Raw genomic sequence first — 11,423 nt, 5'->3', positions numbered from 1 at the left:
GGTATTCTTCAGGGCACGACATTCGCAGGCTCAACTGTGCATACACTGTGGGATCGATCCCAAGGCCCAGCTGCGGTAACGGCTCGGTTACAGCGGCTCGAATGGGCACCGGTTTTTACCGTCGCGTTGCAGGATCTCTGATGAACCCTGCGCGGCTCAGAGGAGGGGGCGGCATTGCCAGTGCAAGATCCGAGCACGTCGCGCGCGGTCCTCATCGCGGTGGACGACTACCTGCCCGCCGGAGAGCCTGGACCGGTCCCCGGCGTCGCAGCGAACGTCGAACAATTGTCCGCGCTGCTGACGGACCCCGACCTGCTCGGCCTTGCCCCGGAACACTGCACCGTGCTGCGAAACCCGGCCGACGCGGCCACCGTCTTCGACGTGGTCTACGAGGCGGCGGCGGCCGCCACCGGCGCGTTCATCCTCTACCTCGCCGGCTACACCCTCGCCGCGCCGCGCCACCCGGACCTCTACTTCGCGCTGCCCGGATCCTCCGAATCCCGGCTCTACCGCGCGCTGCGCTACCCCGACGTCGCCGCGCTGGTGCGAGACACCGGCCGCGCCGCGGACCGCGTCGTCATCCTCGACTACTGCTACGACGGGGAGACCCCGCCGACACACTCCACCGGGCCCGCGATCCTCGAGGCCGTCCCGGGCGCCTCCGTCCTCGCGGCCACGGCGAAGGACTCGAAGTCCTGGGTGCCATCAGGGCAGCGGCTGACCGCGTTCACTGGCTCGCTGATCCGCACCGCACAGCAGGGTGTCGCGGATGCCGGAGACGCGCTCGACCTGGCCGCGCTGCACCACCACGTCGGCCAGGACCTGTCGGCCCATCAGTTCCCCACGCCACGGTTGTGGCCGGGCCAAGGCGAAAGGCGGATCGTGCTGCTACGCAACGCACACATGGGGCAGGCGAACGGTGCCGGCCCGGTCGACCACTCGGGCGGCGGCGGCGCGGGCTCGGAGCCCGATCCGGCCGATCGTCAGTACACCGACAACCTGCCGAGGGTGCCGGACGGTCAGGAGGCCGCGCTGACCATGGCGCCCTCCGCGCTGGCCGACTGGACCGCGCAGCTGCGCACCTCCGGCTGGGGGCAGGTGGCCGACGACGTACTCGCCGGCGTGGCCGCCCGCAGCGTGCCGCCGAACGTCGCGCTGCTGCTGGTGGTGCTGCGGATGGCCGGGCGCGAGGCCGAGGCCGACCAGGCCGGGGCGGTGGCCCTGCTGCGCCCGCCGGACCAGACCGCCGAGATCGCCGTCGCGCTCGTGCAGTCCGGCTACCGGGAGGAGTGCGGCCGCCTGCTGGCCCAGGCCGCCCGAAAACCCGCCGACCACATCAAACGGCTGGTCCGGGCGCTACTTGCGCGCGGCGGCAGGCCGCAGGCCGCGCTGCTGTTCGCCGAGGCCACCGCGCACGCCCCGGCCGGCGCCGCGATCGAGCCGTTCGCCGACCTGCTGCCCGAGCTCGGCGCGCCGAAGGAGGTCGGCCCGGCACTGGCCGAGGCGACCACGCACTGGCAGGAAGGCAGGGTCCTGACGCTCGCGGAGGAGCTCGAGGCCGGGGGAGCGGAACGCTGCTCCTACGCGCTGTACGCCCGCGCCGCGCAACTGGCCGCGGGCAACTGGCCGCCGGACCGCTTCGCCGCGCTGCTGCACCGCATGTCCGACGCCGGCGCCCAGGACGAGATCGACACCCTGCTCGGTGCGGCCGAGAAGGCGGTCGGCCCGTTCCCCTCGCTGACCGCCTACCTGGCCACGGACCTGGCCGCGGCGAAGGTTCCCGGCCTCGCCTACAAGCTGCTCAGCCACGTGGTCCCGGCGTATTCGGACGTCGAACTCGTCGCCCTCTCCTCGTACCTGGAGGCGGGCCGGCAGCGGGACCTGGCCGTGCACGCGTACGCCACCGCCGCGCTCAGCCGCCCGCCGTCCGCGACCGTCGGCTACATCGACGTGCTGCGGCGGCACCGCGAGGCCGCCAACGCCGACAAGCTGATCCTCGGGGTGCTCGGCGGCCGGCCCGGTCACATCGTCGGCCTGCTCGAGGCGCTGCGCGCGGCGGAGCGCACCGAGGACACGGACCACGTCCTGGCGCTGGTCGCCGCGGGCCCCGCCGACCTGGCCGGGGCGGTGGCCCGCGAGCTGTGGGAGAACGGCGACGAGCAGGACACGGCGCGGGTGCTCGACGGCGTCGCCGGCCGGCCGCTGGTCGACATCGCCGGGGCGCTGGTCGCCCTGGCCGCCTCCGGCTCGACGGCCGCGCTGCTGGATCCGCAGCTGCGGGTGCGCTCGCCGCAGGAGTTCATCGACGCCGTCAGCGTGCTGCGTACCGCCAAGCGGGACGAGGAGGCCGACCTGCTGTTCGCCGCGCTCGGCCGCGGCGCTCCGCACCAGATGTGCGCCGCTGTGCTCGCGCTCACCCAGGCGGGCCGGCATCAGGACGCCGCCAGCCTGCTGGACAGCTTCGCCGCGCAGGCTCCCGCGATCGAGGCGGTCGAGGCGATGGCGCTGCTCGCGGAGACCAGGCAGGGTGCCCAGGCCGCCGGGGAGCTGCTGATCACCGCGCTGGCCACCCGGACCGACCCCGGCCGCATCCTGGCCACGCTGCGGCAGGTGCGCGCCTCCGACCAGACGGACCGCTACCTCGAACACCTCGGCGCCAGCATGCCGCCGGCCGACCTGGTGGTGCTCGCCTCGAACCTGGCGACCCGCGGCTGCGACGCGGAGGCGGACCTGATCCTGACCCGGGCCGCGCGCCGCGACGACTTCATGGAGCTGCGCGCGGCCTTCCACGAGGCCGGACGGCACGCGCAGGCCTATCACCTGACCGAGCGCCGCGGGGAGTTCTGAACCAAGGCGGGCCGGCCGGCCGCGTGCCGCCGCAGGCTCTGCGCGAGGCCGGCCAGCGCGGTCAGCGTCGCGAAGCCCTCCGCGATCGTCGTGGCGGTCTTCTTCGGGAACCACAAGGGCTCGTACATGTTCGGCAGCGGGCCGAGCGTGCCCACGTTGACGTAGCGGTACAGCAGGACGGCCCCGACCCCGCTGGCCGCGACGAGGAACGCGAACGTCCACACGAGGCGGTGCGCGGACAGCAGGATGAGCAGCGCGGCGAGCGCGGACGCGCCGGCCTCGATACGGAACAGGTCGCCCTGGCTGATGCTGTTGCGCACCGGGTCGTAGACCGAGGCGAGATCGGCGTGTACGTACGCGTCCACGGCCAGCGCGGCGGCAGTCAGTACCCGGAGGAGAGCCTGCGTTCCCGAGCTGGTACGGGACTCCGCGGATCCGAATTTGATCATTGCCTCACCGTCCGTCACAGTCACTGTTCATCACGTGACCGGCGGCGTAAGGGTTCACGGCTGCATCCGATCGGCGGCTGTCCGCGTCTCTAACGGTCGGATGGTTGTGTCCGGGGTCGCTACCCGGTCACCGAGGCAACAAAGCAGAACCGCCCGCCCGCGCTGGAGATGGTCATCTCAACGCGGGCGGCGCTGTTTTGTCAGGCTGTGTTTCGTCAGGCCGCGTCGGTCAGCAGACGCGCGGGAGCGCGCCGTTTCCGGCGACCGGGAAGCAGTTGGCGAACGCGCCGCGGTGGTAGACCAGCGGGGCCGCCTCGCGCTGCACCGCGAGCGCGTGCACGTTGCCGACCACGATGGTGTGATCCCCGGCGGGATACTCCGCCTCGACCGTGCAGTCGATCCAGGCCAGCGAACCGTCCAGCACCGGGCAGCCGCCGGGGGAGCGCCACCAGTCGATGCCGAGGAACCGGTCCACGCCGCGGGTGGCGAACCGCGCGCAGAGCGCGTGCTGGTCGAAGGCGAGCACGTTCACGCAGAACCGGCCCGCCGCGAGGATCCGCGGCCGGCTGCTCGAAGCGCGCGAGACCGAGAAGGACACCATCGGCGGGTCGAGCGAGAGCGAGGTGAAGGCCTGACAGGTGAAGCCGATCGGCGTCGGGCCGTCCAGCGCGGTGATCACGGTGACCCCGGTGGCGAAGTTCCCCAGCACCTCGCGGAACTCGCCGGATCCGACCTCCTGCGGCTCGGGCGCGGGCTCGCCCCGGTGATGCGGCCGGAAGGGGAGGGCCGGGGCTTCCCGGACGTCCGCGCGCTCGAAGCCGGGCACCGCGCGCCGTCGTCCGTTCATCGAGCCTCCCAGCCCCTGTAGGTAAGCCTCACCTTACTAGATAGTAGGGCGAGCGTACCGGGGCCCTCAACGGGCCCAGGCTGATTCAGGTACCCCTGGCTGGGAATAGGGATGCACGCCGCGGGCTGGATGTGGCTAAGACCTCACCGGCCGCCGGGCCAGCGCGCGCTGCGACTCGATCTCGGCGCGCTCGGCGGCCTCGACCGCCGATTGCACGTCCGGGTGAATCGGCCAGAGCTTGATCAGCCCCATCCGCCGCAGCTTGACCAGCAGATGGCTCTCCGGGATCACCAGGCGCAGGGTGCCGGCGCGCGCCGTGGCCTGTTTGCTCAGCGCCACGATCACCGCGATCCCGGCCGAGTCGATGAAGCCGAGCTGCCGCAGATCCATCACCACGTGCACGAATCGGTGCGCCGGATACAGCGCGAGATAGCGGCGCAGTTCGAACGCTGTGTACGCGTCGAACTCCCCGGACAACTCGACCACCGTGGCCGGTCCGCTGTCGCGGACGGTAAGCGTCAGATCCGCGAAGGTCTTGGTGTCGCACGCGTCGCGGGGGAGCGTCATGCCGAATCCTGAGATAGAGATGAGGCGCAAGTTACCGACGTGGCGAGAACCCGGCGCCTACCATGAGCAGATCCTGCGCGTTGTGCAAACGCCGTGTGCGGATGCGGGGCGCTAACATCTCGTCAGACGGTGAGGATGCCTTTACGCTAAGTTACTAACTTGACGATGCACCGGAGCGTGCTCCGGTGCAAGCAACGACGTGTGGCTTTACCAACTCTTTACTTGGCTGGTTGGGGTTCCCGATGGCGTTCCAAGCGAGCTGGCTGCAACGGCAGCTGGGCCGGGAGCTGCTGGAGCTGCGCGAGAGCCGAGGGCACACGACCCGTGAGGTCGGCGAGGCGCTCGGCTGGGCGCACACCAAGGTGGGCCGGATCGAGCGGGCCGAGAACAAGATCGACCCGATGGACGTCATCCGGCTGGCCAAGTACTACAAGCTTTCTGACGCGGACTCAGAGCGGCTGTGCACCATGGCCCGGGAGAGCCGCACGGACAGCTGGTGGGAACGCTTCAAACCCTGGATCAACGAGCCGTACTACACCCTCCTCGGCTACGAGAACGACGCGACGCGCCTGCTGGCGCTGCACAACTCCGTGGTCCACGGCCTCCTGCAGACCGAGGGCTACATGCGGGGCCTGTTCGAGACCAGCGCCCTGATCCGCGACCCGGATCATGTGGACGTACACATCGAGGTCCGTCTGTTGCGCCAGCGCCGCCTGTTCGAACCCGAACCGTTGGTCGTCGACGTGATCCTTCAAGACAGCGTGCTGGGCACCCCCTTCGGCGGGGTCAAAGTGCTCAACGAGCAGCTCAGGCACCTGCGGGAGCTGGCAGAGCTGCCCAACGTGGTGCTCCGCAGCATCCCGGCGACCAGCCCGGTCACCCGGATGCCGCTGGACATCTACGAGTTCGGCGGCGGCGACGGCCCGGCCGTGGCGAGCTCGGAATCGATCTTCTCGACCGTCGTGCACGACGGTCCGCTGGAGGTCCGCCAGGCGCGCAGAGCGCTGGAGCGGGTCCGCAGCGCGGCGCTCTCGCCGGAGGAGACTGTCCGGATAATCGAGCAGAGGATCAGAGAAACCCACTGATGGAACGCAATGTGTGGCGCAAGGCGAGCGCGAGCGGCGGCAACGGCGGCCAGTGCGTCGAGGTCATGGTCACCGATGACGCCGTGAAGGTGCGGGACACCAAGGACGCGGGCGCCGGCCCGGTGCACGTCTACACGCACGCCGAGTGGAATGCTTTCGTGGACGGGGTCAAGAAGGGCGAATTCGACTTGTAGACCGCGGCCGCGCGTGAGGCCCACGGCCGGGTGGTGACGACTCGTCACCACCCGGCCGTCGCGTCTGCCGGGATCTTACGAACCGCTTAATTGGGCATCAGTTCTGTCATGGTTTCGACCGGGGTCACGCGAGCGGCGCAATAATCCGCTTTATGGAGCCCGCGATACCCGGCACGCTGCTCGCCGGTCGCTACCTGTTGGTCCGGCCGCTCGGCAGTGGCGGCAGCGCGACCGTCTGGGAGGCTGTGGACACCTCCTACGACCGGCCGGTCGCCGTCAAGCTGCTGCGTGGCGCCGCCGTGAACGACCCCACCGAGCGCGAGCGGCTGCGCCGCGAGGCCAGGGTGCTGGCCCGGCTCGCCCACCCGCGCATCTGCGCCATCCGGGACTACCTGGAGAGCCCGCGCCCGGACGGCAGCACGGTGCCGGTCCTGGTCACCGAGCTGCTCACCGGCACCAGCCTGGCCCGGCGGCTGAAGGAGGGGCCGCTGCCGTGGGCCGAGGCGGTCCGCGTGTGCGCTCAGATCGCCGACGCGCTGCTGGCGGCGCACCATGCCGGAGTCGTGCACCGGGACGTGAAGCCCGCGAACGTGATGCTGGTCGCGGACGGCGCCAAGCTGCTCGACTTCGGTATCGCGCGCGGGGCTGGGGACGGGGATCTGACCGGCAACCTGACCGTCGGCACGCCGCTGTGCATGGCCCCGGAACAGGTGCGCGGACAGCGGGCCAAGCCGGCCTCAGACATCTACGCGCTCGGCTGCGTGCTGTTCTGGTCGCTGACCGGCCGCCCGCCCTATCAGAGCAACGACATCACCGAGATCTTCGAGTCGCAGCTCTATGACCCTCCGCCGTCGATCGAGGTGCCCGGCCTGCCCGCGCGCGTGATCGAGTTCTGCCACTCCTGCCTGTCGAAGAACCCGGCCTTCCGGCCGAACGCCGCCCAGGCGCTGACCACGTTGTCCGGTCTCGCCGCGGCGGCCGGAGTCCCGCTCGGCGACGAGTTCATCGGCCGCCGCTCCATCTCCGCGTTTGAGGCCGTGCCGCAGCCGCAGAGCGTGCAGGACCCCCGCGTCGGCGCGCAGTACCAGGCCGCACCGGTGCCTCCGCCTCCTCCTGCACCGGTCCAGGCGCCGGGGGAGAGCACGATGCTGTCCGAGACGTTCGACGATGAGGAGGACCTCGGCGACGTCGGCGCGGCCTTCGACGGCAGACTGCGGCCGCGCGGCGCGCCCGAGGCCGGGAGACGACGCGATCGGGGCAACCAGGACGGCAGGCGCGGTCCGCGCCCCATGCTGCTCGGCATGGCGGCGCTGGTCGTGCTGGTGGCCATCGGAGTGGTCGCGCTGGTGCTCACCACCAGCCACGCGGCCACGGGCACCTTCTCGGCGGGACCGCGCGAGACGGCGCAGCTGCCGAATCCGTCGCGGCCGACCGGCGGGCCGACCGCCCCGATGCCGCGGATGGGCGGCGGGGCGGCGCCGTCGATCACCGCGTCCGCCGCCGATCCCATCCGGTACCTGGAGGCGGTGCGGGCCCAGATCCGCGTCTTCGTCGCGGACGGCCCGGCCACGCTCGACCCGACGACCGGCGGCGACCTGCAGAACTCGATCATCGACATCGAGAACTCGGTGGTCTCGGCGCAGCGCAACGGCGGCGCCGCCCACCTTCAGGAGATCCGCAACAAGATCGCGCTGTTCAACGGCAGGCTCGACAAGCTGGTGGGCAAGGAGCGCATCTCGGCGGCCGCGGCGAGTCAGCTGACCGCGGAGGTCCAGCACCTGTCGGGCACCGTCACGGACTGAAGGGCGGGTGCGACCGTCCCGCCGACCCGTCGGTCGCACCCGCGCTCGGGATCCCCCGCCTCCATGGGCGGACGGTATCCCGCAGCGGCGGTCGGTGCGCGCCGCCCGATTGAATACGCTGAGTCACCGCAGCTGGCAAACGATATTGACGCGACGCCCGCGTGAAAACAGCTGAAAGTTGCCGGAGGCTACGAATACGGGGCCGCACATGGATCGTGCGCCCGAGGCTACGTCTCCGGGAAGCTCAGCCGGGAGGTACCGGCGCCCCACTGCTCCCTGCGCCGCCGCCGGACCCGGCTGCGCGCGGCGCCGAAGAGCAGCAAGGCGGTCACCGCGCCGACGCAGCAGGCCGCGATCACCACGTCGAGCGTCCCGGTGCGGCCGGCGGCCAGGGCCAGAAGCAGCGTCGTCGGTATCAGCAGGCTCAATTCGGCGCCGCGCAGTCTGCGCTGGACTGAAAGCAGTCTGAGTCTGAAGGGCAGGCGAAGGTTGCGCAGACGCTCGTCGAGCCTGCGGTCCCGGCGCAGTACCGTCTCGATCTCTTCGAGAATGCGCTGCTCCCGTAGCGAGAGCCGTCGTCCATCCATTGCCCGCCTCCGCAGTGACTGCAACGCGCGCGTTTGTCGCTGTTGTCTACCCCGTCGGCGGTGGAAAATGCGCTGCGGTCAGGCCTGCGACTCAGTACAGCTCAGTGCTTCAGTACGGCTCAGTGCTCCGACGGCGGGCGCACCACGACGGTGCGCTCCGGAGGCTGCACCTCCGCCGCGGTCATCTGGCGCTGCCGCTGCAGCGCGGCGATCTGAAGGCCCAGCGCGACGAGGCCGACCACCATCAGCACTCCGCCCATCGCGATGACGCTGAAGCCCGAGCTGTGCACATGCGTGGCGAAAGTCAGGATCGCGCCCACCGCGACCACCGTGATGCTCGCCCCGATCGACATGGCTCTCCCTAGTCCGTATCCGAGGTCCGTCTCGCGGAACCGAACCTGGCGCCGAGTACCCGGCCGGCCGGTTCCTACGCGCGGCCTCGCCGTTTGCTGGACGGCTTCCCGGTTACCAGGCATCCGGGAATTGAACGGAGGTAGACATGTCGGCCACTGAAGCTGACGGCTCGCTCTCGTCCTCGTCGCGGATCCGAACCCTGATCCCAGCCCGGATCGACCGGCTGCCCTGGTCCCGCTTCCACACCCGGCTCGTGATCGCGCTGGGCGTGGCCTGGGTCCTGGACGGCCTGGAGATCACCGTGGCCAGCGCGGTCGCGGGCGTGCTCAACACGAAGCAGACCCTCGGCATGTCGTCGACCGCGGTCGGCGCGATCGCCACCGTGTACTTGGCCGGCGAGGTCGTCGGCGCGCTCGGATTCGGCCGCCTGTCCGACAAGCTGGGCCGGCGCCTGCTGTTCATGGTCACGCTCGGGGTGTACCTCGTCGGCAGCGGGCTGACCGCCCTGACGCTGGGCTCGAGCTGGGCGTGGGTCGGATTCCTGTACCTCACCCGCTTCATCGCCGGCACCGGCATCGGCGGCGAGTACGCCGCGATCAACTCCGCGATCGACGAGATGATCCCGGCCAAGCACCGCGGCCGGGTCGACATCGCGGTCAACGGGACTTACTGGGGCGGCGCGATCCTCGGCACCCTCGGTTCGCTGCTGCTGCTGAACGTGCTGCCCGAGAGCATCGGCTGGCGGCTCGGCTTCCTGCTCGGCCCGGTCCTCGCGGGCGTCGTGATCTTCGTGCGCCGCAATCTGCCGGAGAGCCCGCGCTGGCTGGTCATGCACGGCCGCGAGGCGGAGGCCGAGGCCTCGATCCGGGAGATCGAGGAGGAGGTCGAGCGCACCGGCGGGCGCCTCGAACCCGTCGCGCGGGACCAGGCCCTGGAGATCCAGCCGGCCGAGCGCACCGGATACCTCGCGCTCGTCAAGGTCCTGTTCTCGCAGTACCCGAAGCGTTCGGTGCTCGGCGCGAGCCTGATGATCAGTCAGTCCTTCCTGTACAACGCGATCTTCTTCACCTACACCCTGGTCCTGACCAAGTTCTACGGAGTCGCGTCGAACAAGGCCCCGTGGTTCCTGATCGCCTTCGCGGTGGGCAATCTGGCCGGCCCGCTGACCATCGGGCGGCTGTTCGACACGATCGGGCGCAAGCAGATGATCGCCGGAACCTACCTGCTGTCCGGGGTCATGCTGGCGATCACCGCGGAGCTGTTCCGCGACGGGGTGCTCACCGCCGCGACGCAGACGATCGCCTGGTGTGTGATCTTCTTCTTCGCCTCGAGCGGGGCGAGCGCCGCGTACCTCACGGTCAGCGAGATCTTCCCGCTGGAGGTGCGGGCGCAGGCCATCGCGGTCTTCTTCGCCATCGCGCAGTGCTTCGGCGCGCTCGGCCCGGTGCTCTACGGCCACCTGATCGGCAACGGCACGAACCGGAACCTGCTGTTCGTCGGCTATCTGATCGGCGCGGGGGTGATGGTGGCCGGCGGCCTGGTCGAAGTGGCCCTCGGCATCGCCGCGGAACGCCAGTCGCTGGAGAGCATCGCCAGGCCGCTCTCGCTGGTGCGGCAGGCGACGGCCGCGGCGTCCGGCGCCATCGTGCCGCGAACGCCGAGCATGCGGCCGACCGGGACCGCGCAGTCCGGCTAGGTCTCGCGGGCGCGGCGTTTGCGCTACGGGAGTCCGGGCATAGTCCGGGCTCCCTTCGCTTGTCTCCGAATCGGCGATAAGGTGTGCCTGAAGGGGCAACAGGACTCTTACAGCGATATAATGGAGCTTCCATGGAGCGTTTCGAGGTCGGCGTCGGGCCCGCCGAAGAGGGCGACCGGGTGGTGACCGTGCGCGGCGAGCTGGATCTGGCGGCCGCCGATCAGCTGTGGGAGACGATCGAACCGCTGCTGCTGCCCGGCACCCTGGTGGTGCTGGACGGAACGGACATGACCTTCCTCGACTCCAGCGGCCTGCGGGTGCTGCTCCAGGCGCACAAGCGCGCGGAGAGCGAGGGGGCGGTCTTCCGGATCGTGGCCCCGCAGCAGGCGGTGCAGCGCGTGCTGGATCTGGCCGGCGCGGCCAGCTATCTGCACGTGCGCGACGACGTGTCGAGCGCGCTCGCGGGCTGAACGGAAGTACGACAACGCGGCGGCGTGACACACCGGGTGTCGCGCCGCCGCGTTGTCTGTGCCGCCGTCAGAGGGTGGGCGGCTGCGCGCTGATCGCGGCCAGCACCGAGCTGTCGTCGCGGTCCTTGGCCAGGTCGCCGAGTGACACGATGCCGACGGCGGTGCCCCGGTCCACGACCGGGACGCGCCGGATGCCGTGCTTGCGCATCAGCGCGGCCGCCTCGGCCGGATCGTCGTCCGGCGCCAGGGTGATCGGGGAGGCGGTGGTCACCTCGGCGATCGAGGCGATGTCCGGGTCCGCGCCCTCGGCCATCCCGCGCACCACCAGGTCGCGGTCGGTGACGATGCCGAGCAGTTCGTCCCCGTCCATCACGAGCACGGCGCCGATGTTCGAGTCCCGCATGAGCGAGGCGGCGGAGCGCATCGGGGCGGTCAGCGGCAGGGTGACCGGGACGGGGCTCATCACGTCGGCGATCTTCGTCTGCATGGTCGTTACCTCCACAGTCGCGGTCCTTTGCTTCGTTT

At 70.7% G+C, this 11,423-nt stretch carries 12 protein-coding genes; 6 read left to right on the top strand and 6 right to left on the bottom strand.

Annotated elements, in window-relative coordinates; all coding sequences use genetic code 11:
• Positions 1-180 precede the first annotated feature (180 nt).
• Positions 181-2,847, top strand: a complete 2,667-nt coding sequence (locus tag VFA06_RS17630) for a caspase, EACC1-associated type (protein ID WP_414639917.1) — start codon at positions 181-183, stop codon at positions 2,845-2,847.
• Here VFA06_RS17630 and VFA06_RS17625 read toward each other — a convergent pair.
• The 3 genes from VFA06_RS17625 to VFA06_RS17615 all read right to left on the bottom strand — a co-directional run bounded on the left by VFA06_RS17625 (position 2,817) and on the right by VFA06_RS17615 (position 4,710).
• Positions 2,817-3,296: a hypothetical protein gene (locus tag VFA06_RS17625; RefSeq protein ID WP_324841695.1), complete on the bottom strand. Its 480-nt coding sequence runs from the start codon at positions 3,294-3,296 to the stop codon at positions 2,817-2,819. The genes VFA06_RS17630 and VFA06_RS17625 overlap by 31 nt on opposite strands.
• A gap of 229 nt (positions 3,297-3,525) precedes the next feature.
• The gene (locus VFA06_RS17620) at positions 3,526-4,143 is read right to left on the bottom strand and encodes a flavin reductase family protein (RefSeq protein WP_324841694.1); all 618 of its coding nucleotides are present in this window, start codon (positions 4,141-4,143) and stop codon (positions 3,526-3,528) included.
• A gap of 135 nt (positions 4,144-4,278) precedes the next feature.
• A complete protein-coding gene (locus VFA06_RS17615) occupies positions 4,279-4,710 on the bottom strand; it encodes an STAS domain-containing protein (RefSeq protein ID WP_324841692.1) in 432 nt (143 codons plus the stop codon).
• Positions 4,711-4,952: 242 nt separating this feature from the next.
• Here VFA06_RS17615 and VFA06_RS17610 point away from each other — a divergent pair, with 242 nt between their 5' ends.
• The 3 genes from VFA06_RS17610 to VFA06_RS17600 all read left to right on the top strand — a co-directional run bounded on the left by VFA06_RS17610 (position 4,953) and on the right by VFA06_RS17600 (position 7,791).
• A complete protein-coding gene (locus VFA06_RS17610; protein ID WP_324841691.1) occupies positions 4,953-5,795 on the top strand; it encodes a helix-turn-helix transcriptional regulator in 843 nt (280 codons plus the stop codon).
• The gene (locus VFA06_RS17605) at positions 5,795-5,989 is read left to right on the top strand and encodes a DUF397 domain-containing protein (RefSeq protein WP_324841690.1); all 195 of its coding nucleotides are present in this window, start codon (positions 5,795-5,797) and stop codon (positions 5,987-5,989) included. Before VFA06_RS17610 ends, VFA06_RS17605 begins: the two co-directional genes overlap by 1 nt.
• Positions 5,990-6,141: 152 nt before the next feature.
• Entirely contained in the window at positions 6,142-7,791 is a 1,650-nt protein-coding gene (locus tag VFA06_RS17600; RefSeq protein WP_324841689.1) for a serine/threonine-protein kinase, read from the top strand.
• A gap of 227 nt (positions 7,792-8,018) precedes the next feature.
• Here VFA06_RS17600 and VFA06_RS17595 read toward each other — a convergent pair whose 3' ends face one another.
• The gene (locus VFA06_RS17595; protein WP_324841688.1) at positions 8,019-8,378 is read right to left on the bottom strand and encodes a hypothetical protein; all 360 of its coding nucleotides are present in this window, start codon (positions 8,376-8,378) and stop codon (positions 8,019-8,021) included.
• A gap of 119 nt (positions 8,379-8,497) precedes the next feature.
• Entirely contained in the window at positions 8,498-8,731 is a 234-nt protein-coding gene (locus VFA06_RS17590; protein WP_324841687.1) for a hypothetical protein, read from the bottom strand.
• A 146-nt stretch (positions 8,732-8,877) separates the two neighbouring features.
• Between VFA06_RS17590 and VFA06_RS17585 the strand changes: the two genes are divergently transcribed.
• Both VFA06_RS17585 and VFA06_RS17580 read left to right on the top strand, forming a co-directional pair.
• Positions 8,878-10,428: an MFS transporter gene (locus VFA06_RS17585; protein WP_324841686.1), complete on the top strand. Its 1,551-nt coding sequence runs from the start codon at positions 8,878-8,880 to the stop codon at positions 10,426-10,428.
• Between the two features lie 131 nt (positions 10,429-10,559).
• A complete protein-coding gene (locus VFA06_RS17580; RefSeq protein ID WP_324841685.1) occupies positions 10,560-10,898 on the top strand; it encodes an STAS domain-containing protein in 339 nt (112 codons plus the stop codon).
• A gap of 67 nt (positions 10,899-10,965) precedes the next feature.
• Here VFA06_RS17580 and VFA06_RS17575 read toward each other — a convergent pair whose 3' ends face one another.
• Positions 10,966-11,385 (bottom strand): CBS domain-containing protein, encoded by a 420-nt coding sequence (locus tag VFA06_RS17575; protein ID WP_324841684.1) that lies wholly within the window; start codon positions 11,383-11,385, stop codon positions 10,966-10,968.
• Between the last annotated feature and the right edge of the window lie 38 nt (positions 11,386-11,423).

It is taken from the genome of Actinocrinis sp., from assembly GCF_035653575.1.
GTDB lineage: Bacteria > Actinomycetota > Actinomycetes > Streptomycetales > Catenulisporaceae > Actinocrinis.
Note: the sequence above shows the minus strand (reverse complement) of the source record. Positions and strands in the feature narration are given on the sequence as shown.